General features: G+C 74.5%; 21 protein-coding genes. 10 read left to right on the plus strand and 11 right to left on the minus strand.

The window, feature by feature from the left end; translation table 11 throughout:
• Positions 1-21: 21 nt before the first annotated feature.
• From AFB00_RS27775 to AFB00_RS27790, 4 genes are all read right to left on the minus strand, one after another.
• Positions 22-948 (minus strand): ABC transporter permease, encoded by a 927-nt coding sequence (locus tag AFB00_RS27775; RefSeq protein ID WP_068799635.1) that lies wholly within the window; start codon positions 946-948, stop codon positions 22-24.
• Entirely contained in the window at positions 948-2,180 is a 1,233-nt protein-coding gene (locus AFB00_RS27780) for a quaternary amine ABC transporter ATP-binding protein (protein ID WP_068799636.1), read from the minus strand. Before AFB00_RS27780 ends, AFB00_RS27775 begins: the two co-directional genes overlap by 1 nt.
• Entirely contained in the window at positions 2,177-3,133 is a 957-nt protein-coding gene (locus AFB00_RS27785; protein ID WP_068800744.1) for a glycine betaine ABC transporter substrate-binding protein, read from the minus strand. The genes AFB00_RS27780 and AFB00_RS27785 overlap by 4 nt, the downstream gene beginning before the upstream one ends.
• Positions 3,134-3,362: 229 nt before the next feature.
• Entirely contained in the window at positions 3,363-4,649 is a 1,287-nt protein-coding gene (locus AFB00_RS27790; protein WP_068799637.1) for an NAD(P)/FAD-dependent oxidoreductase, read from the minus strand.
• Between the two features lie 319 nt (positions 4,650-4,968).
• On the opposite strand from AFB00_RS27790, the gene car reads away from it, so the two are divergent.
• The 3 genes from car to AFB00_RS27805 are packed head-to-tail and all read left to right on the plus strand — an operon-like array spanning position 4,969 to position 10,411.
• Complete coding sequence (car, locus tag AFB00_RS27795) at positions 4,969-8,496, plus strand: carboxylic acid reductase (RefSeq protein WP_083276177.1); 3,528 nt, start codon at positions 4,969-4,971, stop codon at positions 8,494-8,496.
• Between the two features lie 2 nt (positions 8,497-8,498).
• Positions 8,499-9,740 carry a sensor histidine kinase gene (locus tag AFB00_RS27800; protein ID WP_068799638.1) on the plus strand — a complete coding sequence of 414 codons (1,242 nt, stop codon included), beginning with the start codon at positions 8,499-8,501 and terminating at the stop codon, positions 9,738-9,740.
• The gene (locus AFB00_RS27805) at positions 9,737-10,411 is read left to right on the plus strand and encodes a response regulator (RefSeq protein ID WP_068799639.1); all 675 of its coding nucleotides are present in this window, start codon (positions 9,737-9,739) and stop codon (positions 10,409-10,411) included. Before AFB00_RS27800 ends, AFB00_RS27805 begins: the two co-directional genes overlap by 4 nt.
• A gap of 28 nt (positions 10,412-10,439) precedes the next feature.
• Here AFB00_RS27805 and AFB00_RS27810 read toward each other — a convergent pair whose 3' ends face one another.
• The 3 genes from AFB00_RS27810 to AFB00_RS33615 form a co-directional block, all read right to left on the minus strand.
• Positions 10,440-11,345 (minus strand): type II CAAX endopeptidase family protein, encoded by a 906-nt coding sequence (locus tag AFB00_RS27810; protein ID WP_083275877.1) that lies wholly within the window; start codon positions 11,343-11,345, stop codon positions 10,440-10,442.
• A 211-nt stretch (positions 11,346-11,556) separates the two neighbouring features.
• The gene (locus AFB00_RS27815; RefSeq protein WP_068800747.1) at positions 11,557-12,417 is read right to left on the minus strand and encodes an aldo/keto reductase; all 861 of its coding nucleotides are present in this window, start codon (positions 12,415-12,417) and stop codon (positions 11,557-11,559) included.
• A 77-nt stretch (positions 12,418-12,494) separates the two neighbouring features.
• Entirely contained in the window at positions 12,495-13,313 is an 819-nt protein-coding gene (locus tag AFB00_RS33615) for a GntR family transcriptional regulator (RefSeq protein ID WP_197519685.1), read from the minus strand.
• A gap of 79 nt (positions 13,314-13,392) precedes the next feature.
• Between AFB00_RS33615 and AFB00_RS27825 the strand changes: the two genes are divergently transcribed.
• The 6 genes from AFB00_RS27825 (at position 13,393) to AFB00_RS27850 (ending at position 20,031) form a co-directional block, all read left to right on the plus strand.
• Positions 13,393-14,640 carry an aconitase X catalytic domain-containing protein gene (locus AFB00_RS27825; protein ID WP_068799641.1) on the plus strand — a complete coding sequence of 416 codons (1,248 nt, stop codon included), beginning with the start codon at positions 13,393-13,395 and terminating at the stop codon, positions 14,638-14,640.
• Positions 14,637-15,056 (plus strand): aconitase X swivel domain-containing protein, encoded by a 420-nt coding sequence (locus AFB00_RS27830; RefSeq protein WP_068799642.1) that lies wholly within the window; start codon positions 14,637-14,639, stop codon positions 15,054-15,056. The genes AFB00_RS27825 and AFB00_RS27830 overlap by 4 nt, the downstream gene beginning before the upstream one ends.
• Positions 15,057-15,172: 116 nt before the next feature.
• Positions 15,173-16,486, plus strand: coding sequence for an SLC13 family permease (locus AFB00_RS27835; protein ID WP_068799643.1), 1,314 nt, complete (start codon positions 15,173-15,175; stop codon positions 16,484-16,486).
• 53 nt (positions 16,487-16,539) lie between these two features.
• Complete coding sequence (gene sauS / locus AFB00_RS27840; RefSeq protein WP_068799644.1) at positions 16,540-17,976, plus strand: acylating sulfoacetaldehyde dehydrogenase; 1,437 nt, start codon at positions 16,540-16,542, stop codon at positions 17,974-17,976.
• A 4-nt stretch (positions 17,977-17,980) separates the two neighbouring features.
• On the plus strand, positions 17,981-19,132 hold the full coding sequence (locus AFB00_RS27845) for a succinate--CoA ligase subunit beta (protein ID WP_068799645.1): 1,152 nt from the start codon (positions 17,981-17,983) through the stop codon (positions 19,130-19,132).
• A complete protein-coding gene (locus tag AFB00_RS27850; protein WP_068799646.1) occupies positions 19,129-20,031 on the plus strand; it encodes a succinate--CoA ligase subunit alpha in 903 nt (300 codons plus the stop codon). Before AFB00_RS27845 ends, AFB00_RS27850 begins: the two co-directional genes overlap by 4 nt.
• A 44-nt stretch (positions 20,032-20,075) precedes the next feature.
• Here AFB00_RS27850 and AFB00_RS27855 read toward each other — a convergent pair whose 3' ends face one another.
• Positions 20,076-21,005, minus strand: a complete 930-nt coding sequence (locus AFB00_RS27855; RefSeq protein ID WP_068799647.1) for a LysR substrate-binding domain-containing protein — start codon at positions 21,003-21,005, stop codon at positions 20,076-20,078.
• An 86-nt stretch (positions 21,006-21,091) separates the two neighbouring features.
• Here AFB00_RS27855 and AFB00_RS27860 point away from each other — a divergent pair, with 86 nt between their 5' ends.
• Positions 21,092-22,114, plus strand: coding sequence for a YeiH family protein (locus tag AFB00_RS27860; RefSeq protein ID WP_083275879.1), 1,023 nt, complete (start codon positions 21,092-21,094; stop codon positions 22,112-22,114).
• A gap of 5 nt (positions 22,115-22,119) precedes the next feature.
• On the opposite strand, the gene AFB00_RS27865 is transcribed toward AFB00_RS27860, so the two are convergent.
• The 3 genes from AFB00_RS27865 to AFB00_RS27875 are packed head-to-tail and all read right to left on the minus strand — an operon-like array spanning position 22,120 to position 25,582.
• On the minus strand, positions 22,120-23,823 hold the full coding sequence (locus AFB00_RS27865) for a cobaltochelatase CobT-related protein (protein ID WP_068799648.1): 1,704 nt from the start codon (positions 23,821-23,823) through the stop codon (positions 22,120-22,122).
• Positions 23,820-24,770 (minus strand): AAA family ATPase, encoded by a 951-nt coding sequence (locus AFB00_RS27870; protein ID WP_068799649.1) that lies wholly within the window; start codon positions 24,768-24,770, stop codon positions 23,820-23,822. The genes AFB00_RS27865 and AFB00_RS27870 overlap by 4 nt, the downstream gene beginning before the upstream one ends.
• Positions 24,767-25,582, minus strand: coding sequence for an IclR family transcriptional regulator (locus tag AFB00_RS27875; RefSeq protein ID WP_068799650.1), 816 nt, complete (start codon positions 25,580-25,582; stop codon positions 24,767-24,769). The genes AFB00_RS27870 and AFB00_RS27875 overlap by 4 nt, the downstream gene beginning before the upstream one ends.
• Positions 25,583-25,666 lie beyond the last annotated feature (84 nt).

Here is a 25,666-nt window from a genome sequence, read left to right on the forward strand (position 1 = left end):
CGGCCGGCCGTGCGGGGCCGCTCAGCGACCCGCGCCGGCTGCCGCGGTCGCCACTCCCAGGCCGGCGGCCGCGCCCGGGGTGGCGGCCGGGTTCGAGCGGGCGCGCAGCGTCGTGAGCAGGCTCGACCCGGGCCGCTCCGCCAGCGCCGAGGTGAAGCGGTCGAGGAAGATCGCGACGATCACCACCGCCAGCCCGCCCTCGGCACCGGTGCCGATGTCGAGCTGGGTCACCGCGCTGACGACGACGGTGCCCAGACCGTCGGCCCCCGCGAGCCCCGCGACGACGACCATCGACAGCGCCAGCATGATCACCTGGTTCACCCCGGCCATGATCGACGGCAGCGCCATCGGCAGCTGCACCTCGCGCAGGATCTGCCGGGGATGGGCGCCGAACGCGTGGGCCGCCTCGACGACCTCGCCGTCGACGCCGCGGATGCCCAGCTCGGTGAGCCGCACCGCGGGCGCGATCGAGAACACGATCGTCGCCACGACGCCGGGCACCACACCGATGCCGAACAGCAGCACGACCGGGATCAGGTAGACGAACGCCGGGACGGTCTGCATGAGGTCGAGCAGCGGCCGCAGGGTGCGGCTCGCCGCCGGGCTGCGCGCGGCCCAGATGCCGAGCGGGATGCCCACGGCGACCGCGATCAGCGCCGCGACCAGTACCAGGCCGAACGTCTCCATCGTCTCGGTCCACAGGTCGAACGACGACACCAGCGCGAATCCGACCAGCGTGAACGCGGCGAACGCCGGGCCGCGCACCAGCAGCGCGAGCGCGACCAGCAGCACCAGCCACAACCACCACGGCGGTCCGGTGAAGACCGTCGTCACCCCGTCCACGACGACGGTGACGACCGCGCCGATGCCGTCGAAGAACCCGCCGGCGACCTGCAGCAGCCACAGGACGAAGGCCTCGATGTAGCTCCCGAGCTCGATCCTGGGCATCAGGCGTTCCCCCCGTCGGCCGGGGCACCGGCGGACTCGTGTGCGGACGGTGCGTCCTCGGTCGACAGTGCCGCGAGCACGACCCCGCGCGGGACGACGCCGGTCAGCCGGCCGTCCTCGACGACGCCGAGCGGCACCGGGTTGCGGCCGACCTGGTGCAGCAGGTCGATCAGCGGGCGGTCCGGCTCGGTGGTCCGGAACTCCTCGACCAGCGCCGAGGGCTCGATCGCGGTCGCGTGGCGGGCCGCGGCCACGCCCAGCCGGTCGTCCCGGACGACCCCGAGGATGCGGTGGTCGTCGTCCAGGACGTAGGCACCGGTGGCCTCGGCCCGGCCGAGCCGGACGAGCACGTCGGCCGGCCGCTCGTCGAGCCGGACGGTGATCCGCGGCTCCACGACGACGTCCGCGGCGGTGAGCACCCGGCTGCGGTCGACGTCGGCGACGAACTCGGCCACGTAGTCGTCGGCCGGGGACTCCAGGATCTCCGGGCCGGTGCCGACCTGGACCAGCCGCCCGTCCTTGAGCAGCAGGATCCGGTCACCCAGCAGCATGGCCTCGTTGAGGTCGTGGGTGATGAAGACGATCGTCTTCCGCAGGTCCTTCTGCAGCCGGACCAGCAGCTGCTGCATGTCGCGACGGATCAGCGGGTCGAGGGCGGAGTAGGGCTCGTCCATCAGCAGGACGTCGGTGTCGCTGGCCAGCGCCCTGGCCAGCCCGACCCGCTGCTGCATGCCGCCGGAGAGCTGGGCGGGTGTCGCGTCGGCCCGGTCGGCGAGCCCGACCTGGTCGAGCGCCCACTCGGCCCGTTCCCGGCGCTGCGCCGCGGCGACACCGCGGATCTGCAGGCCGTACTCGGCGTTCTGCCGGACCGTGCGGTGCGGCAGCAGCGCGAAGTGCTGGAACACCATCGCGATCCGCTCGTTGCGCAGCGTGCGCAGCTCCGCGTCGCCGAGCGAGCCGAGATCGCGACCGTCGACCCCGATCGAGCCCGAGGTCGGCTCGATCAGCCGGTTCAGCAGCCGGACCAGCGTCGACTTCCCGGAGCCGGACAGGCCCATGATCACGAACAGCTCGCCGGGGGCGATGTCGAAGGAGACGTCGTGCACGGCCAGCGTGGCGCCGGTGCGCTGCAGGATCTCGCCCCGGCCGACGCCGTCACCGGCGAGGCGCACGGCCTCGTCGACCGCCGCGGCGTCGCCGAAGACCTTGGTGAGGTTGCGGACCTCGATCATGCGGCGTCACCGACCCAGGCCCGGACGCGGTCGGGGTTCGCCGCGACGTAGTCCCCGGCCACCAGCTCGACGTCCTCGTTGTCGACGTCCACCCGCTTGAGCATCTCCTCGACGTCGGCCAGCGGGATCTCCAGGCGCCGCAGCAGGGCGTCGAACCGCGGGGGCAGCGCACCCGGCTCGGTGCTGCCCGCCGTCCACGCCGAGTACGCCGGCATCGCGCAGGCGCCGTCGCCGGTGGTGTAGCAGTCGTCGCGGGCCGGGTTCGGCTCCGAGAGCTTGGTCATCTGCAGCTCCTGGAAGATGTAGTGCGGCCGGTAGAGGTAGACCAGGATCGGCTGGCGGCGCTCGTAGGCCCGGCGCAGCTCGGCGATCTGCGCCGCCTCGCTGGAGGTCACCTGTTCCAGGTCCAGCCCGTAGCCGGCCAGGCGCTTGGCGTTGTACTCGGTGGTCAGGAAGCTCGGGTCGGAGTCGACGAGCCGGCCGCCGAGCGCGTCGGCGTAGTCGTTGAGCTGGCCCACGTCGGTGAGCCCGGCGAGCGGCTGGCCGGGCTCCGTGGCGTAGCTCGGCACGTACCAGCCCTGCTCGGCACCGGAGTAGGTCGGGTGCACCAGCTCGATCCGGTCCGCGGCCTTCGCGGCCAGCTCGGACTGGTTGGGCATCGCGACCTCGGTGAGGGCGTCGACGTCGCCGCGCTGGGCACCCGCCCAGGCGGTCGCCGGCCCGACCTGGATCGTCTTCAGCTCCCCGACGCCCAGCTCGGGATGGGTCGCGACGACCTCGGCCAGGATGGCGTTGGTCAGCTTCGCGGCGCTCCACGGGAACTGCGCCATCCGGACGGTGGCGCCGTCGTTCCCGGTCGAAGCGCAGCCGGAGCCGGCGAGCAGGAGCGCGAGCAGGGCCACGAACAGGCGGAGGTGCCGTGGCCGGGCCACGGCAGGGGGCGGATCGGCCACGAAGGGCACGTCCTCTCGGTGGTCGTCGAGTCGGCGTCCCGGCGCTGCGCACGGAGCACCGGCGGTCTCACCCGGTCACCGACAGGCGGACGACCACATCCGGCACAGGTCGAGGTGCAGACGCGCCACCAGCCGGAGCTCGAGGATCACCGGGGCAGCCTCCTGCACGGCACCGCCCCCCGCAACACGGAGCGGGGCGGTCACCGACCGCCCTCCCCCGCGGTCCGTCTCACCTGCCCGAGCGGGCGGTGTCCGGGGTGGCGGCGCCGACCGCCGGGCGTGCCCGCCTCGTGCGGGACCGCACGAGCCCGTTCAGCACCCGGCCGAGCTGGCGCCGCGAGGGCAGGTAGGAGCCGAAGAACATCGCCCGCGACATCCAGGCCATCCGGCCGTGGAACGGCATCCCCCACGCATCGAGCAGGGCCTCGCCACCACCGAGCCCGGCGGTGACCCCGACGCTGCGCCAGGTGAACGGGCGCGGGTCCCGGCCGGCGAGCACGAGGGCGACGTTGCGACCCAGCCAGCTGCCCTGGCCGATGGCCCAGGCCGCGTCCTTCGGGCACGGCTCGCCCGACGGGAGCGGGATCTCGGCCGCGTCCCCGCCGGCCCACACCCGCGGGGCGGCCCGGAACGTGTCGTCGACGACCAGGCGGCCCTGCTCGCTGCGCGGCAGGTCGTCCAGGCCGGGGACCGACACCGCCCGGTTCCCGACCGTCGCGACCGTGGTCGTCGCCGCGATCCACGTCCCGTCGGACAGCTCGACGCCGTCCGCGGCGACCCGGACCACCCGGGCCGGGGCCAGCACCTCGATGCCGTTCGCGGTGAGCGCCGCGACCAGCCGGGCGCGCAGCGCCGGGGAGAACTCCCGGCCGATCGTCTCCGAGGCCGACACCACCCGCACCCGGCCGCCCTCGGTGCGGGCACCGTTGCGCTCCAGCCGCTGCGCGATCGCGATCGCGGTCTCGGCACCGGCCAGCCCGCCACCGACGACGACCACGTCCAGCGCCCCGTCGGCCCGCTCGCCGGCCGGCACCGCGCGGGCCTGCGCGACGCGCTCGTCGAGGTGCTCGACGAGCCGGCCGGCCCGGATCGCCTCCCGCAGGGTGAACGCGTGCTCGGCCATGCCGGGGACCAGGTCCACCTTCTCCTGCGCACCGACGCCGACGACGAGCTGGTCGTACTCCAGCCGGGTGCTGCCGCCGTCGGTGAGCTCGACCTCGACCGTGCGCGCCTCCCGGTCCACCCGGACGGCCTTCCCGCGCACGTGCGTGGCCCGCGGGAGAGCCTCGGCGATCGGGCTGTGCGGCGCCGTCGTCGGCAGCTCACCGGAGATGACCTCACCGGTCCACCCGTGGAAGGCGTGCACCGGCGACGGTGCGACGACCGTGACCCGCAGCCGGCCGCGTCCGTGCCGCACGAGCGCGCGGGCGGACCAGATGGCGAGGTAGCCGGCCCCCAGGACGACGACGTGGGTGCGCTCGTCGGGGCGGCCGGTGGGGGTGCGATCGGGGGTCATGGCGTTCCTCGCAGTGTGTGGCCGGGCACCGCGGGGCGGTGATCGGACGGGGACCGGACGGGATGTCTTGCTGCGCACCCCGATCCGCGACGCGGCGACCCTGGCACCGCCGCACGGACCGGACGGCACCGGCCGTCGTCCCGGCGGGATTCCGGGGATCTTCCCCTGCGAACACCATCGGCTCGACGACGCTGCGGCACCCTACGCCCACGGTGCGTGAACCCCGTCGCGGGACACGGGCACCGCTGCCGGGTGGATGTCGGGGTTCCCCGGTACCTTCCGCGCACACGACCAGCACCGACGACGAGTGGGCGGCCCGATGACCACGACCCCGGCGACGACCCAGGCGACCCCGGCAGCGGGCGCGGCCGCGCTCGCCGAGCGCTCCGCCGCTCTCGCGGCGGAGCTGGGGCGGCACGACGCGGAGTTCCGTGCCGCCCGCCCGGACGACGACGTGCGGGCGGCGGCGACCGAACCCGGGCTGAGCCTCGCCACGAGCATCGACCGCCTGATGCGCGGCTACGCCGACCGCGCGGCGGTCGGATGGCGCGAGGTGGCGGCCGTCGTGGACCCGTCGACCGGCCGGGTCACCGGCACCCTCGGGGACACCTTCGCCACCGTGACCTACGCCGCGGTGTGGGACCGGGCGCGCACGCTGGCCACCGCCTGGTCCCGGCTCGGTGTCGGCGCCGGCGACCCGGTCGCGACGCTGGGCTTCACCAGCGCGGACTACGCGCTCGTCGATCTCGCGGTGATCGCGCTCGGGGCCGTCGCCGTCCCGCTGCAGCCGGGTGCCCCGCAGGCGCAGCTGCGCGGGATCGCCGGGGACACCGGGGCCCGCGTGCTCGCCGTGAGCACGCACTGCCTCGCGGCGGCGACCGGGCCGGCCGAGGGCTGCCCGGCGCTGCGCGAGGTGCTGGTCTTCGACCACGACCCGCGGCTCGACGACCACCGCGAGCGATTGGAGACGGCCCGCGCGGCGCTGCGGCCCTCCGGTCGCGAGGTCCGCACGGTGCAGGAGGTGCTGGCCGGGCACGCCGGTGTCCCGTTCGTCCCGCTGTTCGAGCCCGCGGAGCCCGCCGACCGGCTGGCGCTGCTGTCCTACACCTCCGGCAGCACCGGTGTGCCCAAGGGCGCCATGTACCCGCAGCGGCTGGTCCTGGCCCTGCTGAACGGCGAGGGCATCACCACCTCGCTGCCGGCGATCTCGCTCGCCTACCTGCCGATGAGCCACCTCATGGGCCGGCACGCGGTGCTGAGCACGTTCGGCCGCGGCGGCACGAACATGTTCGCGGCGAGCGGCGACCTGTCGACGCTGTTCGACGACCTCGCGCTCGTGCGCCCGACCGGCATCACCACGGTGCCGCGGGTGCTCGACATGCTCCACGACCTGTACCGCGCCCGGCTGCAGCTGCGCACCGGGGGCGGGCGCGAGCCGGACGGGACCGACACCGCCGAGGTGCTCGCCGACCTGCGCGACCGGGTGCTGGGCGGGCGGATCCTGCAGGCGTTCGTCGGCGGCGCACCGGTCTCGGCGGCCACGAAGGCCTTCACCGAGGCGTGCCTGGGTGTCCCCCTGGTGGAGGGGTTCGGCGCCACCGAGTGCGGGATGGTCGTGGTGAACGGCACCGTGAGCCGGCCACCGACGATCGACTACAAGCTCGTCGACGTGCCCGAGTTCGGCTACTTCTCCACCGACCGGCCGTACCCCCGCGGCGAGCTGCTGGTCCGCAGCACCCGGATGTTCGCCGGCTACCACGGCCGGCCCGAGGCGACCGCCGCCGCGTTCGACGAGGAGGGCTTCTACCGCACCGGCGACATCGTGGCCCGGACCGGCCCGGACCGGCTCGTGCACCTCGACCGCCGCAACACGGTGCAGAAGCTGTCCCAGGGCCATTTCGTCGCGCTCGCCAGGGTCGAGGCCGCGCTGACGGCCGACGCCGACATCGAGCAGGTCTTCGTCCACGGCGACAGCGAGCGGTCCTACCTGCTCGCCGTGGTCGTCCCGGCCCGGCACCTGCTCGACGCCGCACTGTCCGACGAGCAGCTGCGGGACCGGTCCGTCGAGGCACTGCGCCGTGCGGCGCGGGCCGCCGGGCTGGAGGGCTACGAGACCCCGCGCGACGTGCTCGTCGAGCGGGAGCCCTTCGACCTCGCGAACGGCCTGCTGTCCGACGTGCGCAAGCTGCTGCGCCCCCAGCTGCGGGCGCGCTACGGCGAGCAGCTCGACCGGCTCTACGACGAGCACGCCCGCACGGAGTCCGACGAGCTGGCGGCGCTGCGGGAGCGGGCCGCCGGCCTGGCACCGGAGGAGGTCGTGGCCCGGGTCGTGCGGGCCCGGCTGCGGTGCCCGGCCGCCGACACCGTGCCCGGCGCCCGGCTGGTCGACCTGGGCGGGGACTCGCTCACCGCCGTCTCGCTGTCCGCGCTGCTGGGTGACGTGCTGGGCGTCGAGGTCCCGGCGAGCGTGCTCGTCGACCCGGCGGCCGACCTGCGCTCGATCGCCGCGTACGTCCGGGACCGGCAGCGGTCCGCCGACCGGCTCGCCACGGCGGCCGCGGTGCACGGCCCGGGCGCCGGCGTCGTCCGGGCCGCGGACCTGGAGCCGGAGCGGTTCGTCGACGCGGCGGTCCTGGCGGCCGCCGCCGCGCTGCCCGCGCCGCCGGCGGCGCCGCCGCGGACCGTGCTGCTCACCGGCGCGACCGGCTTCCTCGGCCGGTTCCTGTGCCTGGAGTGGCTGGAGCGCGTCTCGCCGGCCGGCGGGAGCGTGGTGTGCGTGGTCCGCGCCGCGGACGACGCGGCCGCCCGCCGCCGCCTCGACGAGGCGCTGTCCGGGGACCCGGAGCTGGAGCGGCGCTTCGGCGAGCGGGCGGCGGACCGGCTCGAGGTGCTGGCCGGTGACCTCGGCGCCCCGAGGCTCGGCCTGGACGAGCGGACCTGGGCGGATCTGGCCGACCGGGTCGACGCGGTGGTGCACCCCGGCGCCCTGGTGAACCACGCGCTGCCCTACGAGCAGCTGTTCGCCCCGAACGTCGCCGGGACCGCGGAGGTCCTCCGGTTCGCGCTGACCGGGCGGCTCAAGCCGGTCACCTTCCTCTCCTCGGTCGCCGTCGCCGACCAGATGGACCCCGCGCGGTTCGACGAGCAGGGCGACATCCGCGAGGTGAGCCCGCAGCGCACGCCGAGCGCGGACTACGCGAGCGGCTACGCCACCAGCAAGTGGGCCGGCGAGGTGCTGCTCCGCACGGCGCACGAGCGCTACGGGCTGCCCGTCACCGTGTTCCGGTCCTCGATGCTGCTCGCCCACCCCGGCTACGCCGGGCAGCTCAACACCACCGACGTCTTCACCAGGCTGCTGTCGAGCGTCCTCACCACCGGGATCGCCCCGGGCTCCTTCGCCCCGGGGTCGGCGGCCCGGCCCTACGACGGCCTGCCGGTCGACTTCGCCGCCGCGGCCGTCGCGGCGCTCGGGGCCGCACCGAGCCGGGACTTCCGGACGTTCCACATGGCCAACCCGCACGCGGACGGACCGTCGCTGGACGACGTGGTCGACTGGCTGGTCGAGGACGGGCACCCGATCACCCGGCTCGCGGAGCACGACGCGTGGCGCAGCCGGACCGAGACGGCGCTGCGAGCCCTGCCGGAGCGCCGGCGACGTGGGTCGATCCTGCCCGCGCTGGCCTACCTGGACCGGGAGGGTGCGGCCGGCTCGGCCCCGGTGCCGGTCGAGCGGTTCCGTGCGGCGGTCCGCGCTGCCCGGCCGGGCGGCCACGCCGACGTGCCCCGCCTGGACCGCGGGCTGGTCGCCAAGTACGTGGCCGACCTGCGCCGTCACGAGATGCTCTGACCGTGGCCGTGCCCCGACCGGCACACCTGGTGACCGCCGCGGCCTGCGCGGTGTTCTCGCTGGTGCTGCTGCTGGTGCTGCCCGTCGTCGCCGCCGACGACCCGTCGCTGGGCTCGGCGCCGTCGCCGGGCGGTCCCGGCTGGTGGGCCGTCACCGCGGTGCTGCTGGCGCAGGCCGTGCTGGTGGCGTTCGTGGCCCGGGCACCGGCGGTCGTGCTGCCGCTGATCACCGGCCTGCCGGTGGCGCTGGTCTGGGCCGAGCCGGGATCGGTGTTCACCCTGACCGCGATCGCCGAGATCGCGGCCGTGTTCGTCGCCGTCGTGGCCCGGCCGCTGCGCGGCTGGTGGCCCTACCTCGTGCTGGCCGGCGTGCTGCTGGCCGCCGGGCAGTTCGGCAGCAGCGTCCGCACCGGGGTCGACGTCGGCACGGCCGCCGTCGGTGGCGCGGGCCAGGCGCTCGTCGTGCTCGGCCTGCCGCTGCTGCTCGGGTCGACGCTCGCCGCGCAGCGGGCCGCGGCCGAGGCGCGCCGCCACGAGGTGCGGGCCCTGCGCCGCGAGCAGGACGCGCTGCTGCAGGCGGTGACGGCGCGCGAGCGGGCGGCGATGTCGCGGGAGCTGCACGACATCGCCGCCCACCACATGTCCGGGATCGCGGTGCTGGCCGCGGCGATGGGGCGGCAGGTCGACACCGACCCGGCGGCGGCGAAGCGGTCCGCCGCACAGGTCCGCGAACAGAGCCGGGCCGTCCTCGACGACCTGCGGCGCCTGGTCGGCCTGCTGCGCAGCGACGCCGACGTGAACCGGCCGGTCGCCACCCTCGCCACGATCGCGACGCTGGTGGAGGGGCACCGCGCGACCGGGGCGGAGGTCGCCCTGCACCTTCCGGAGGACCTGCCGGAGCCCGGTCCGCTGGCCCAGCTCGTCGCCCACCGCACGGTGCAGGAGTCCCTCACGAACGCCGCCGTGCACGCACCGGGCGCACCGTGCACGGTGCGGGTCGAGGCGCTGCCCGACGGCGGGGTGGGCCTGTCGGTCCGCAACGGCCGCGCCACCGGACCCGATCCCGGGCCGGGCAGCGGGTTCGGGCTGCTCGGCATGGCCGAGCGGGCCCGGCTGGTCGGCGCCGGTCTCGTGCACGGGCCGACCGCGGACGGCGGCTGGGAGGTCGGGCTGCGGCTCCCGCCACCCGACGTCGTCGGTACGGTGCCCGCCGTACCGCCGTCGTCCGGGAAGGACACCGCATGATCCGCGTGCTCATCGCCGACGACCAGCACCTCGTGCGGACCGGGCTGAGCGCGTTGCTCGGCGCCGAACCGGACCTCGAGGTCGTCGGTGTCGCCGAGGACGGCGACCAGGCACTCACGATGGCCCGGGAGCTGCGGCCGGACATCGCCTGCCTCGACATCCGGATGCCGGGTCGCAACGGGATCGAGGTGACCAGGGAGCTGTCCGGGCCGGACGCCGCCGTCGTGGTCCCGGTGCTGGTTCTGACCACGTTCGACCTGGACGACTACGTCTTCGGGGCGCTGGAGGCGGGCGCCTCGGGGTTCCTGCTCAAGGACAGCGACCCCGACGACATCGTGCGCGCGGTGCACCAGGTGGTCGCCGGGCAGGGCACCATCGACCAGACGCTGACCCGGCGGGTGCTGCGCGAGTTCGTGCAGCGGCGCAGCCTGCAGCCGGTGGCGGGCCGGCGGGTGGAGGACCTGCTCACGCCGCGCGAGCACGAGATCCTGCTGCTGCTCGCCCAGGGGATGTCCAACGAGGACATCGCGCGGGCGCTGGTGGTGGAGGTGTCGACGGTGAAGTCGCACCTGGCCCGGATGCTGCCCAAGCTCGGGGTGACCTCGCGCCTGCAGGCCGTCGTGTGGGCGTACCAGAACCGGGTCGTCGCCGTCCCCGGGCCGCCGGCCTGAGCGGGGCCGCGGGGGCGGCGGGACCCGGTCACGCGGCCGGTACGCGGTAGCCGAGCCGCCCCCGGGTGCCGGCCACGACCACGACGGCGGCGACCACCGCACCCCCCGCCATCGCCACGATCGCACCGTCGGCGTCGATCGTCGGGAACATGTCGGCCCACACGATCGACGCGAAGTTGTTGACGCTCACGTGCAGCAGCATCGACAGCGGGAGGCTCTCCCCCGTCCGGTTGAACACCCACGTCATCACCAGGTTGAAGGCCACGCAGAAGACGGTGAAGGCGACCGGGCGGACCCAGCCCGCGTCCGGGTAGCCGCCCCAGTCGGTGAGGAACAGCGGGACGTGCCAGAGGGCCCAGAGCGGTCCGAGGATCATCGACCCGGTCAGCGGCCCGAAGCGGCGCTGCAGCCGGGGCAGCGCGAAGTCGCGCCAGCCGGGCTCCTCGGCCAGGCCGGTGGTCAGCATCTGGATCAGCAGGCCGGGGATGTAGGCGGCGAGCGCCATCGTCGTCGGGGCGGCGATCTGGCCGCCGGAGAACACGTATCCGGTCGCGACCATGGCCGCCGGGACACCGAGCAGGGTCACCGCGTACCACCGCCCGCTCACCCGCCAGCGCCACATCCGCCCGACCCAGCGCCGCAGGCCCGGGCGGCCGTCGGCGATCGCCGTGACGAGCACCGCCGAGGCGATCGGTCCCAGGTAGGCACCGGGCAGCACGCCGAGGAACTGGGCGGTGCCCAGCAGCTCGGGGAACCGGAAGGACCACACGCCGATGCCGTTCTCCGACAGCACGTAGGGCAGCCAGGCCAGCCAGCTCATGCCGAGCGCGAGCGTGCAGAAGGCGGTCAGCGGCCGACGGCGGATCAGGCCCGCCACGCCCCGCCCGGACCGCACCGGGGGTGCGTGCCGGGGCCTCTCGTTCTGGATCGTCATGACCCGAAGTCTGTGCGGCGACGGCGGGTGGTTCGAGCGGCGAAGGATCGACTCCGGGCGGTGCCGTCGAAAGGTGGAGACGGCTCGCGCGGCCGGTCCGCCACCGCGGAACGGTCAGCGCGGGTCGGTCACCACGGATCCGCCGGCACGGATCCGCCGGCACGGGTCGGCCGGCGCGGGTCGACCGGCGCGGATCGTCACAGCAACGCGGTCACAGCGGGTCGGTCACAGCGACGTCGCCCGCGGCGAGGTTCTCCTCGAGATGGGCGATGCTCCGCGTGCCGGGGATGAGCAGGGTCTCCGCGGCGTGTGCCAGCAGCCAGGCCAGGCCGACCTGCGAGCGCGTGATCCCGAGCCGGTCGGCGGTCGCGCCGACCTCGGGCAGGTCCACGACCTTCGGCGCACCGGCCCATCCGGAGCCGAGCGGGAAGTAGGGGACCCAGGCGACCCCGCGCTCGCGGCACTCCGCCAGCACCGGCTCCGAGCTGCGGTCCACCAGGGAGTAGGCGTTCTGGACGCAGACGACGCCCAGCCCAGCGGCCCGTCGCACCTGGTCGGCCGACACGTGGGACAACCCGATCGCGCCGATCTTGCCCTCCGCGCGCAGCGCGGCCATCTCGGCGAGCTGGTCGTCGAAGTCCACGATCTGGTCGCCCTCGGCGATCAGCCCGGGCCCGCTGTCGCCGCGGCGCAGGTTCACCACGTCGAGGCGCTCCACGCCGAGCGAGCGCAGGTTGGCCTCGACCTCGGCGCGCAGCTCGGCGGGGTGCTGGGCCAGCCGCAGCGGGAACTCCCCGCCCCGGTGTGCGGTGGCCCCGACCTTGCTGACGATCACGAGATCGCCGGGATACGGCGCGAGCGCCGCCCGGATACGCCGGTTGACCACTCCGTGGCCGTAGAACTCCGCGGTGTCGATGTGGTTCACACCCAGCTCGACGGCACGGCGTAGCAGCGCGACCGGCTCGTCGTCGGTCTCCGCCCAGCGCAGCTGCATCGCGCCGTAGCCGATCCGGGCCACCGGGCGCCCGGCCAGGGTGCCCGCTCCGCCGGGGTAAGTGTCGGTGCTGGTCATCGTCGGTCCCTCCACCCGGACGGCGCCGTGCGGCGCCGCGCACCCCGACGCTACCACTCAAACGGAGCGCCCTCCGCTTATGCCGGTGCCGCTCCCCCGGACGTGGACCGCATGACGATCTTCGGGCCGGGCCGGCTGAACGAGTAGTCGATCCCCTCCAGGCCGCTCGCCTGCACCGTCAGCTGCAGCTCGAACAGCCCCGCGATCAGGCTGTAGCTCGCGTGCTCGATGATCCGGCCGTCGTCGTCGTAGGTCAGCCGGGACAGCGAGAGCAGCGGGTCCCCCACCGGCACGTTGAGGACCTCCGCCGCATCGGGCGACGCGGAGATGCTGGCGAAGGTCATGTCGCCGTGCCCCAGCGTCAGACCCAGGTCGCGCTCGAGGATCTGGTAGATCGGCTTCTCCTCGATCTGCTCCCGGGTGATCCGGGCCCCGATCTCCCGGGGCAGTGTGATGTCGACCAGCCCCTGCGGGACGTCGTCGATCAGGTAGACCCGCCGGATCGCCAGCCCGGAGGCGCTCTTCAGCGCGGCCAGCGCGGGGCCGTGCTCGGTCCACTCGAACCGCTGGATCCGCCCCTCCGGGTACCGCCCGGCACCCGCGAACATCGACACGACCGGCCGCAGGCTGTCCAGCGGATGACTCACCCGCCCCTCGGTGACGAACGTGCCCGACCCCTGACGGCGGATGAGGAGCCCCTCGGCCACCAGGGTCGCGACGGCCCGGCGGACCGTGGTGCGACTGACCGAGTACTCGGTGGAGAGCTCCAGCTCCGGGGGCATGCGCCCACCGGGACCGAGACGCGTGGCGAGGTCGCGGAGCCGGGCCGCCAGCTGCTCGTGCATGTTCGCCAGACCGCTCGCGTGCAGGCCGGGCGACGAATTGTCTTCAGTCATCTCTTCCAAGCCGCTTGACTTGTACCTAGTTGTAGTGTGCCCTCTAGGTCCCAAGGTTACCTCTCCGGCAGGAGGCTCGATGCACCTGACAGCGAGCGAACGGGACATCCTGAACGGCAAGCACGGTGCGGCCCTCGCCGACGTCCTGCGCGAGCAGGTCGGGGTGGGTGAGTTCTTCGGCGCCGAGCGGTTCGTCGAGATCACCAACGCGCACTTCATGGGCGACCGGGAGGTGTTCGGCCGGGCCGGTTCGGAGTACCTGCACCGGCTCGCCGCGGCGGGACTGCGGGTACGCGTCCCGACCACCCGCAACGCCCAGTCCGTCGACCTCGAGCAGGCCCATCTGCTCGCCCAGTCCGCCGAGCTGGTCGACGGGGAGACCGAGACCCGCCCGCTGCTGCGCAGCCTCGGCGTCGCGACGGTCAACACCTGCATCGGTTACCAGAGCGTCTACCAGCCCCGGTTCGGCGAGCACGTCGCCTGGGGCGACACCGGCACGGTCGCCTACGCCAACTCGGTGCTCGGCGCGCGGACCAACTACGAGTCCGGGGCCGCCGGGCTCGCCGCCGCGCTGACCGGCCGGACCCCGGCGTACGGGTACCACCTCGACACCCACCGGCGGGCGAACGTCCGGGTCCGGGTCACCGCGCCGCTGCCGGACCTCGCCGACTGGGGCGCCCTCGGCGGCATCATCGGCGAGCGCGCCAGGGGCTACTGGAACGTCCCGGCCGTGGAGCTGGTGCACCGGGACGGGCCGCTGTCCGACGAGCTCAAGCACTTCGGCGCCAGCCTCGCCAGCTTCGGGTCGATGGCGATGTACCACGTCGTCGGCACCACCCCGGAGGCCCCGACGTTCGAGGCGGCCAACGGCGGCCGCACCGTCGTCGACGAGTTCGAGGTGACCGGCGCGGACATCGACGACTTCATGCACCGGGACCTGCCCGACGGCGGCCCGGTCGATCTCGTCGTCTTCAGCGGGCCGCAGGTCTCGTTCTTCGAGGCCGGGCGGATCGCGGACCGGTTGCAGGGCCGCACGGTGGCCGACTCGGTACGGCTGCTGGTCACCACGAACGGCTCGGTCTGCGAGGCACTGCGCGAGCAGGGCCAGCTGTCGGCGATCACCGACGCCGGTGGGATCGTCCTGCGCGGCACCTGCTGGTACGTCATGGATCCCGCGGCCCAGCGGGCCCACTTCGGCTGGACGAACCTGGTCACCAACTCGGCGAAGCTGGTCAACATCATCCGGGCGCACGGGTACGCACCCGCGCTGCGCCGCACCGACGAGTGCCTCGACGCCGCGCTGACCGGGAAGGTCGCCGCCCGATGACGGCGGCGCACCGGACCGGGTACACCGTGGACCGGGCCACCGGCTCCGACGTCGAGGCCGAGGCACTCGTCAGCCCGGTCGCGTTCAGCGCGCGCTACGACCTCGACCGCGAGACCGGGATCGTCTCGCGCACCGGGCACCCGCTGCAGGGCCGCTCGGTCGCCGGCCGGATCCTCGTCGCGCCCGGGGTGCAGGGCGGGGTGGCCGCGGGCTGGGCGTTCCTGTCCATGCGCGGCCTCGGCGTGGGGCCGTCCGGCCTCGTGTTCGGCGCCGTCAACCCGGTCATGGTCCAGGGGGCCGTGACCGCGGGCATCCCCATCGTCGCCGGCGTCGACCCGGCCTTCTTCGACGACGTGCGCTCCGGCGACCGGATCCGGATCTCGCCGCGGTCGTTCCGGGTGACGGTGCTGCGCTGATCCGGTCCCGCCGCGGGCCGTGAACCGGTGGTGGCCGGTCCGGAACGGATCCCACCGCGGAAATGGAAGTCGATCACTCGTTTCTCTCGTCAGCGTGGACCAGGGAGCACCGTCACATGAATCCCGACCTGATCGCACTCCTCGTGCTGATCGCCATATTCGTCATCGCGATGATCCGACCGGTGAACGTCGGCGCGGTCGCCTTCGTCGCCACCTTCCTCGTCGGCCTCGCCTTCGTCGGCGACTCGACGAGCGAACTGCTCGGCGGGTTCCCCGGCGACCTGTTCATCATCCTCGTCGGCGTCACCTACCTGTTCGCCATCGCCCGGCGCAACGGGACCATCGATCTCCTCGTGCACGGTGCGGTGCGCATGATCGGCGGCCGGCTGGCGCTGATGCCGTGGGTGATGTTCCTGTGCACCGCGCTGGTCACCTCGGTCGGTGCGGTCTCCGCGGCGGGCGTCGCGATCATCGCGCCGATCGGGCTGAGCTTCGCGGCCCGGCACCGGATCTCCACCCTGCTCGTCGGGATCATGGTCGTGCAGGGGGCGTGTGCGGGCAGCTTCTCGCCGATCGGCGTGTTCGGGGTGATCACCAACGGCGTCGCGGACCGCAACGGCCTGCCGACCGACCCGTTCGTGCTCTACGCGGCGACGTTCGCGTTCAACGTCGTGCTCGCCGCCGTGGCCTTCCTGCTCTTCGGCGGGCGCGAGCTGATGCGCAGGCCGCGGGTGCGGGATGGTGGGCCGACCGGCGGTGACGTGACGTCCGGTACCTCCGGGACCCACCCCGCTCCCGGGCCGGTGGCGACGATCGAGGCCGCACCGGCCACCCGGCGGATGACCACCGAGCAGTGGGTCACCGTGACCGGGCTGGTCGGGCTGGTGCTGGGGACCGTCCTGCTCGATCTCGACGTCGGCTTCGTCGCCGTCACGATCGCCGTCGGGCTGACGCTGGCGTTCCCGAGGACGAGCGGCAGCGCGGTGAACGACATCAGCTGGGGCGCCGTGCTGCTCATCTGCGGGGTGATCACCTACATCTCGCTGCTCGAGGACATGGGCACGATCGACAACCTCGGCGCCGCGGTGGCCGGGATCGGCGCGGCGATCGTCGCCGCGCTGGTGGTCTGCTACATCGGCGCTCTGGTCTCGGCCTTCGCCTCGACCGTCGGCATCCTCGGGGCCCTGATCCCGCTCGCCGTGCCGATCCTCGTCGGCGGCGAGGTCAGCGTGATCGGCCTGCTCGTCGCGCTCTCGATCTCGGCGTCGGTCGTCGACTCCAGCCCGATCTCCACGAACGGCGCGCTGATCGTCGCGAACAGCCAGGAATCCGAGCAGAAGGCCGTGTTCCGCAATCTCATGATCTGGGGGATGTCGCTCGTCGCCGTCATCCCGATCGTCACCTGGTCCGTCTTCGTCCTGCCGTTCTGATCCCCCGGGCGACGAGTGCCCGGTCCCGACCCCACGTACGAAAGGCGCAGCGCATGTCCGTCAGTCCCACCGTTCCGCGTCCGGCGAGCGAACCGGAGCCGGCCGAGAGCGTCATCGCCGGGCTCGTGGCGCGGGCCCGCTCCGCGCAGCGCGTCGCCGCCGGCTACGACCAGGACCGGATCGACGACGTCGTCGCCGGCGTGGCCTGGGCGATCTACCGCCCCGACCGGGCGAGGGAGCTCGCCGAGCTGGCCGTGGCCGACACCGGCCTCGGCAACGTCGAGGACAAGATCGCGAAGAACCGGCGCAAGACCCTCGGCACGCTGCGCGACCTGACCGGGGCCCGGTCGGTCGGCGTCATCGAGGAGTCCCCCGGGGACGGCCTGGTCTCCTACGCCAAGCCGATGGGGGTGATCGCCGCCGTCTGCCCCTCCACGAACCCGGCGGCCACACCGGCGAACAAGACGATGATGGCGCTCAAGGGGCGCAACGCGGTGATCCTCTCCCCCTCGCCCAAGGGGGCCTCGACCTGCCGGCTGCTCGTCGACCACATGCGGGCCGAGCTGCGGAAGGTCGGGGCGCCGGAGGACCTCGTGCAGATGGTGGAGCGGCCCAGCAAGGACCTGACCTACGAGCTCATGCGCCAGGCCGATCTCGTCGTCGTCACGGGGTCGCAGCGCAACGTGCGCCAGGCCTACAGCAGCGGCACCCCGGCCATCGGGGTCGGCGCCGGGAACGCACCGGTGATCGTCGACGACAGCGCGGACGTCCCGGCGGCCGCGGAGAAGATCCGGCGCAGCAAGACCTTCGACAACGCCACGAGCTGCTCCTCGGAGAACTCGGTGCACATCCACACCGCGTGCTACGACGCGACGATCGACGCGCTGCGGGCCGAGGGCGGCTATCTGCTCACCGGCGCGGAGAAGGAGCGGTTGCAGCGGGTCATGTGGCCGGACGGGAAACTGAGCTCCGCAGTGACGGCGCAGTCCGCCGCGACGATCGCCGAGCTCGCCGGGCTCGACTCCCCCGAGGCCCGCTCGGCGGCGTTCTTCCTGGTGACCGAGGACGGCGTCGGGCCGGAGTTCCCGTTCTCCGGGGAGAAGCTCTCCGTCGTCCTCACCGTCTACCGGTTCACCGACCTCGACGAGTGCCTGGACCGCATCCAGCGGCTGCTGGACTTCCAGGGCGCCGGGCACTCCTGCGGCATCCACACCGCCGACATCACCCGGGCCGAGCGGGTGGCCGCCCGGCTGGAGGTCGCACGGGTACTGGTCAACCAGGCGCACTGCTTCGGCACCGGCGGCGGCTTCGACAACGGGCTCGGCTTCACCCTCACGATTGGCGCCGGGACCTGGGCCGGGAACAGCATCAGCGACAACCTGTCCTACCGGCACTTCCTCAACATCACCCGGCTGTCCACGGTGATCCCGGAGCGGATCCCGACCGAGGACCAGCTCTGGGGCCGCTACCACGAGACCTACGGACGGTGAGCCGATGAACCTGCTGGAGCACCAGGGCAAGGAACTGTTCGCGAGCACCGGCATCCCGGTGCCGACCGGCCGGGTGGTGTCCACCGTGGACGCCGCGGCGTCGGCCGCCGAGATCGTCGGCGGCCGGGTCGTCCTCAAGAGCCAGATCGGGACCGGGAAGCGGGGCAAGTCCGGTGGCATCCTGTTCGCCGACGACCCCGGGCAGGCCGCCGCGGCGGCCGGACGGCTGCTCGGCAGCGAGATCGCCGGCTTCCGGGTGGACCGGCTGCTGGTCGAGCAGGGCGTGGACATCGACCGCGAGCTCTACACGGCGCTGCTCAACGACCCCGCGACGAAGGGACCGCTGCTGCTGTTCGGTGCCCACGGCGGGATGGACGTCGAGGAGGCCGGCCCCGGGGCGGTCGCCCGGCTGCCGATCGACATCCGCCGGGGGCCCGGCCGTGACGAGTGCCGCGAGCTGGTCGCGGGCGCGGCCGACCTGCCCGGCGACGTCGTCGACCGGATCGCCGATCTCATGCTCGCCGTGTACCGGCTCTACCGGACGCTCGAGGCCGATCTGGTCGAGATCAACCCGCTGGTCCTCACCGGCTCCGGCGAGGTCGTGGCGCTGGACAGCAAGATCTCGCTCGACCCCGGCGCCGTGCCCCGGCACCGGGAGCTCACCGGGGAGCTCGTCGAGCAGGCTGCCCCGGCCGGGACCGAGCTGGAACGGCGCGGGCGCGAGCTCGGCCTGCAGTTCATCGAGCTCGACGGCGACGTCGGCGTGCTCGCCAACGGCGCCGGCCTGACGATGACCACGCTGGACGCCGTGCACCATCACGGCGGGCGTCCGGCGAACTTCCTGGAGATCGGCGGCGACGCCTACACCAAGGCCACCCCCGCGCTGGACCTGGTGCTGCGCAACCCCCGGGTGCGGAGCTTGCTGGTCAACTTCTGCGGTGCGTTCGCGCGCACCGACGTCATGACCGCCGGGGTGGTGCAGGCGATCGAGGAGCTGTCGCCGGACGTCCCGGTGTTCTTCTCGGTGCACGGCACCGGGGAGGCCGAGGCGGTCGCCCTGCTGGCCGACCGGCTCGGCGTCACGCCCTACGACCGGATGGACGACGCCGTCCGCGCGGCGGTGCGCGCCGCCGCCGGTGAGGAGGTTCCCGCGTGATCATCACCAGCGAGCACAACGTGATCGTCCAGGGCGTCACGGGCCGGCAGGGCTCGTTCTGGACCGAGCGGATGGCCGAGTGCGGCACCGCGGTCGTCGCGGGGGCGAGCCCGGGCAAGGGCGGCCGTACCGCCGCCGGGGTCCCGGTGTACGACTCGGTCGCCGAGGCGGCCCGCGAGCACCGGCTGGACGCGAGCGTGCTGTTCGTGCCGCCGCTCGCGGCGAAGACGGCGGCACTGGACGCGATCCGGGCCGGGGTCCGCCGGATCGTGCTGCTCACCGAGCACGTGCCCTACCAGGACGTCATGTACGTGCTGGCCGAGGCCGGGACCTACGGGGCGCAGGTGCTCGGCCCGAACACCGCCGGTCTCGTCGTGCCCGGCCGGTCCTCGGTCGGGATCATGCCCGGCTTCGCCCGGAACATATTCCGGCCCGGCCGGGTGGGGGTGCTCTCGCGCAGCGGGAGCCTCGGCACCCTGGTGTCGCTCAACCTGGTCGACGCCGGGTACGGGCAGTCGGCGTTCATCGGCATCGGCGGCGACCCCATCCTCGGCACCACGACCCTGGACGCGGTGCGCGAGCTGGACCGGGACTCCGGGACCGACGCGGTCGTGCTCGTCGGCGAGATCGGCGGGGCGATGGAGGAGGAGGCCGCCGGGTACATCGCGACGATGACGAAGCCGGTGGTCGCCTTCGTCGCCGGTCGCAGCGCGCCCCCGGACACCCGGATGGGACACGCGGGCGCGATCGTCAGCGGCAACCGGGGCACCGGCGCGTCCAAGGTGGAGGCCCTGCGGGGTGCCGGGGTCACGGTCGTCGACGTGCCCGGGCAGATTCCCGGCGCGCTGCGCGCGCACGGGATCGTGCCCACCGGCGACCGGGACCACGTCCCGGCCTGACCCGTCACCGGGCCCCGCCGCGGTCACGGCGGGGCCCGCGCCGCTCAGGACGGCGCCGGGCCCGGACGGCCCGCCGGCTGTGACCGCAGCGCCTGCCCGATCAGGGCGGCCGCGTCCCCGGACGGCGCGGCCGCCGACCGCCACACCGCACGCAGCCGGCGCTCCAGGTCGATCCCGGTCGTCGGCACCTCGACCAGGCGGTGCGCGGCGATGTCGTCGGTGACGACCAGCCCGCTCAGCAACGCCGGCCCGGCCCCGGTCACCGCCGTGCTGCGGATCGCCGCACTGGACCCGAGCTCCAGCAGCGGCGGCACCGGCGTCGTCCCGCACGCGGCGAGGGCCCGCTCGGCGGTGTCCCGGGTGCCGGAACCGGGCTCGCGGGTGAGCAGCGGGGTCCTGGCCAGCTCCTCCGGTCCGACGGGCCGCCGGCGCCGGGCCCACGGATGGTCCGGCCCGACGACGAGCACCAGCCGGTCGTGCCCGACGGTGCGGGTCCGCAGCCCGGGGAGCACCTGCGGGGACTCGATGAAGCCGACGTCGACACCGCCGTCGCGGACGAGTTCGCACACCCGGGTCGAGTTCGTGACCTGCAGGCCGACCCGCACGTCCGGCGCGCTGCGCCGCAGGCCGGCGAGCCAGCCGGGCAGCAGGTGCTCGGCGACGGTGAGGCTCGCCGCGACCCGCAGCGCCGCGGTGGCGCGGGTACGGAGCAGCTCCACGCCGTCGCGCAGCGCGGCGTACTCGTCGAGCACCCGCTGCGCCCAGCCGCCGACGAGCTCACCGGCCTCGGTGAGCACCGAGCCGCGCCGGGAGCGGTCGAGCAGCCGCAGGCCCAGCCGGCGCTCCAGTGTGGTCATCCGCTTGCTCGCCGACGGCTGGCTCATCCCGAGCCGGGCCGCGGCGAGCCCGAGGCTGCCGCACTCCCCCACGAGCACGAGCAGCCGCAGCGTCTCCGGATCGGGGTCCTCGCTCATGGCCGTCCCTGCACATTCCGCGGCGGAATGGGGTCGAAGGTGATCAGTGGGTACCGGGGTCCCGCGGCCGGGCGCACCGTCGGAGCATGACGACGACCGAGGACGACGAGGTCCGGACCAGCAGGGCCGACCGGCTCCGGGGCACGCTCCGCGCCGTCGGGCCCGGCCTGCTCACGGTCGCGGTCGGCACCGGTGCCGCGCTCGCGGTCAACCGGCTGCTGCCCGCGGTCAGCGCGCTCACCGTCGCCGTCGTCCTGGGGGTCGTCGTGGGCCAAGCGCTGCCCGCGTCGACCCGCGCCGGGCTGCAGTGGGCGACGAAGAAGCTGCTCCGGCTCGGGGTGGTCCTGCTCGGCCTGCAGCTGAGCCTGAGCCAGGTGCTCGGGCTCGGCGCCGGGACGGTCGCGGCCGTCGTCGCGACGGTGCTGCTCGCGTTCTTCGGCACGCTCGCCCTCGGCCGGCTGGTCGGGGTGTCGCGCGGCCTCGGGCTGATGGTGGCGACCGGGTTCTCGATCTGCGGTGCGTCGGCCATCGCCGCCATGGACAGCGTGAGCGAGACCGAGAAGGAGGACGTCGCGACCGGCGTCACCCTGGTGACCCTCTACGGCAGCATCGCGATCGCGCTGGTGCCGCTGCTCGGCTCGGCGATGGGTATGGGCCCGGAGCAGCTCGGGATCTGGGCCGGCCTGAGCGTGCACGAGGTCGCCCAGGTGGTCGCGGCCGCGTCGCCGGCCGGGGCGGCGGCGGTCGCCGTCGCGGTCGTCGTGAAGCTGACCCGGGTGGTGCTGCTCGCCCCGATGGTGGCCGGGGTGAGCCTGCTGGAGCGCCGCCGCGGCGCCGGCACCGGGGCCCGGCCGCCGATCGTCCCGCTGTTCGTGGTCGGTTTCCTGGTCATGCTCGGGGTCCGCACCACGGGCCTCGTGCCCGACGGCGTGGTCTCGGTCGTGCAGGTCACGACGACCGTGCTGTTCGCCGCCGCCCTGTTCGGGCTGGGCAGCGCGGTCCGGATCGGTGCTCTGCTGCGGACCGGGCGGCGCGGGATCGTGCTCGGCGCGCTGTCGACGCTGCTGGTCGGCGCGGTCGGCCTGGCCGCGGTCGCGGTGGCCGGCTGAGCCGGTCACCGGCGGCACCGCCGCAGGAGCCCGGCGACCTCGCCGACGGTGGCCGGGGTCGGCACCGTCGCCGCGGCGAGGATCACCGACCGCGGGTAGTAGGCGCCCAGGTCGCGGCCCAGGCCCAGCCCGAGCACCTCGCACCCGGCCCGGGTCGCGGCGTCGACGACGCCCGTCAGGTGCCGGTCGAGCAGTCCCCCGTCGTCGTCGGCGGCCGTGGTCGCGCTCTCCGCCGGGCCGCCGTCGGACAGGACGAGCACGATCCGGCGCCGGAACCCGGACCCGGCGGTGCGGCGCACGGCCCAGTCGACCGCCTCGCCGTCGAGTCCCTCCCGGAACAGGTCCTGTGCCAGCAGTGCGGCGATCCCGTGCCGTCCGCGCCGCCACGGCTCGCCGGCCTCCTTCAGCACGACGTGCAGCCGCTCGGCGACCCGCCCGGGCCGGGCCGGGCGGCGGGCGCGGTGCCAGTCCCGGCGCGCGCGGCCGCCGTTCCAGGACGACGTCGTGAACCCGAGCACCGCACACGGGACACCCGCCTCGTCCAGCGCGCGGGCGAGCACGTCGACCAGCACCGCGGAGAACTCCGCGTGCCGGCGCATCGAGCCCGAGCAGTCCAGCAGCAGGGTCACGTGGGCGTCGGCCAGCGGGGCGGTGGCGGCGTCGCGGAAGACCCGGCGCTCGCCGGGCGAGGCGACCAGCGCGGCCAGCCGGCGGCCGTCCACCCGGCCGGTCTCCAGGCCGTGCTCCCACCCGTCGTCGACGGGGGTCGTCAGCTCGGCCCGCAGCCGGCGGACCAGTGCCCGCCGGCCGGCGGGCGACCGGGCCAGGAGCTCGTCGAGCCGGGCGCGGTGCTCGGCGAGCCGGGCCGGGCGCACGAGATCCGCGGCGCGGCACTGCCGGTCGTGCGCGGTGGTGAACACCCGGTACCCGGACCGCTCCCCCGCCGTCGCGTGCGCGGCGTCGCCGTCGTCCGCACCGGGCGGGTCGTCGGCGCCGTGGCCGAGCAGCCGGGCCAGCGCCCGCTCCCCGGCCGACCGGGCGGCCCGGGGCCCGGCCGGGGACTCCGGCCCGGCCAGCTCCGCGACCCGTTCGGCGAGGTCGCGGGCGTGCCCGGCGAAGCGGTCCTGGTCACCGCGGTGGCGGCGCAGCAGCGCGAGGTCGGCGCCGATCCGCGGGCCCAGCGCGAAGCGGGGCGCCTCGGTGACCCGCTCGGTCTCCGGCGGGTTCGGGTCGCCGTTGATCCGGAACCGGGCCATCTCGGCGACGGTGTGCAGCAGGAGGCCGACGGCGGTGCCGGTCAGGCCGGCGTCGTGCGCGGCGACGGCCCAGTGCCGGAACCGGTGCCGCAGGTTCGCCCGCACGCCCGGCAGCTCGTCCGGGACCAGGCTCTCCACCCGCAGCTGTTCGAGCAGGTCCAGGACGTAGCGCGCCACCGGGGTGTCCGGCCGGTACGCCCGGTGCCGGGCCGGGTCGGAGTACCGCAGCTGCATCGCGACCCCGTCCGCCGCACCGCGCAGGCAGGCCGGGTCGTCCCGGGCCGCGTCGACCTGCAGGTGCGGGGCCAGCGCGGCGCCGAAGCGCTCGCCGTCGGACAGCAGGTGCCCGCGGAACCACACGGCGGCCACGCCGGACAGGGCCCGCGCGGTCCCCGCGGCGAGCTCCTCGGCGGCCCGCACCTCGCGCAGGGCCGTGCCCGTCGCTGGGTTCACGCGGTCTCGGCGAGCGCCGGCTCGTCGTCGAAGCAGCGCTGGTAGTACTCGGCGAGCACCTGCTGCTCGTCGTCGGAGCACCGGTTCGCGAACGACAGCCGGAACGCCAGCGCGGTGTCCCCGAACAGCACCGTGTTCTCCGCCCAGGTGATGACCGTGCGCGGCGACATCAGGGTGGACAGGTCACCGGTCGCGTACCCGGTGCGGGTGAGCCCCGCCAGCGCGACCATCGCCGCGGCCGGGTCCCGGTCGCCGTGCACCGGCAGCCGCGGGACCCGGGCCCGGACGACGGCGACCTCCTCCGCCGGTGGCAGGTGGTCCAGCCGGGCGACGATGTTCCACCGGTCGAGCTGGGCGTGGTTCAGCCGCTGGACACCGTGGTAGGGCCCGCCCTGGTTGCCGAGGCCGACCGTGTTCGCCGTCGCGAACAGCCGGAACCCCGGGTGCGCCCGGATCACCTCGTTGCGTTCGAGCAGGGTGAAGGTGCCGTCGCGTTCGAGCAGCCGCTGCAGCACGAACATGACGTCCGGGCGGCCGGCGTCGTACTCGTCGAGGACCAGCGCGATCGGCCGGCGCAGCGCCCAGGGCAGCATGCCCTCCTGGAACTCGGTCACCGCCGTCCCGTCCCGTACGACGACGGCGTCCCGGCCCACGAGGTCCATCCGGCCCAGCTGGCCGTCCAGGTTGACCCGGACGCAGCCCCAGTTCAGCCGGGCCGCGATCTGCTCGATGTGCGTCGACTTGCCGGTGCCGTGCCCGCCCTGGACCAGCACCCTGCGGTCGTGGGAGAACCCGGCGAGCAGCGCGAGGGTGACGTCGCGCTGGAAGCGGAAGGAGTCGTCGCGCTCGGGTACGTGCGGGCCGGGCGCGGCGAAGCCCGGCACGACGAGATCGGTGTCGATCCCGAAGACCTCGCGCACGGCGACCCCGGTCTCCGGCCCGCTCACGAGCCGACCTCGTCCGCGCCGTCGGTCACCGGTTCGGCGGGCAGCTCGGACAGCGCGACGGCGGCCTCGCGCAGCGCGGGCAGGACCTCGTGCGCGCGCTCGACGGACAGCCGCATCGCGGGTGCCTGCACCGCCACCCCCAGCCCGGACCGGTTCCCCTCGGACGGGACGAGCACGGCGGCACAGACCAGGCCGGGGAGGAACTCCTCGTCGTCGACGGCGTAGCCCTGTTCCGCGACCCGGTCGAGCTCGGCGTAGAGGGCCCGCACGTCGGTCGTCGTGTTCGGGGTGTAGGCGCGCAGCGGCGCGCTCTCTAGCAGCCGCGCCCGCTGGGCCTGCGCCATCTGGGCCAGGAACAGTTTCCCGCTCGCCGAACAGTGCACCGGCACCCGGGAGCCGGGGCGGAGGTAGAACCGCAGCGGCTCCGAGGTCTCGACGCGGTCGAGGTAGATCACCTCGTCCCGGGACAGCGTGGTGATGTTGCAGCTCTCCCCCACCGTCGTCACCAGGTGCCGCAGCACGACCCGGCGCCCGCCCCCGTGCGAGGCGTTGAACAGCAGGTTCTCCGCCAGGCCGTGCAACCGCGCCCCGGTGGTGTACTGCCGCCCGTCGCCGAAGCGGACCAGCAGGCCGGCCGCCTCCAGCGACTGGACCATGCGGTGCAGGGTCGGCTTGGGCAGGCCGGTCGCCTCGACCAGCCCGGGCAGCGTGACCGGCCGGTCCTGCGACGCGATCAGCTCCAGCAGCGAGATGACCCGCAGGGCGGGCGTCTCCCCGCTCAGCGTGCCCTCCGCCGGTCGGATGAGCTCCATCGACTTCCACCTCCGTCGGACCGAAAACTAACACGCAGCGTCTCGCTTTTCGAGCTGTAGCCGTTGACGGTCGCCACGGCCGTC

Origin of the sequence: Pseudonocardia sp. HH130630-07, from assembly GCF_001698125.1 — a bacterium.
Taxonomy (GTDB): domain Bacteria; phylum Actinomycetota; class Actinomycetes; order Mycobacteriales; family Pseudonocardiaceae; genus Pseudonocardia.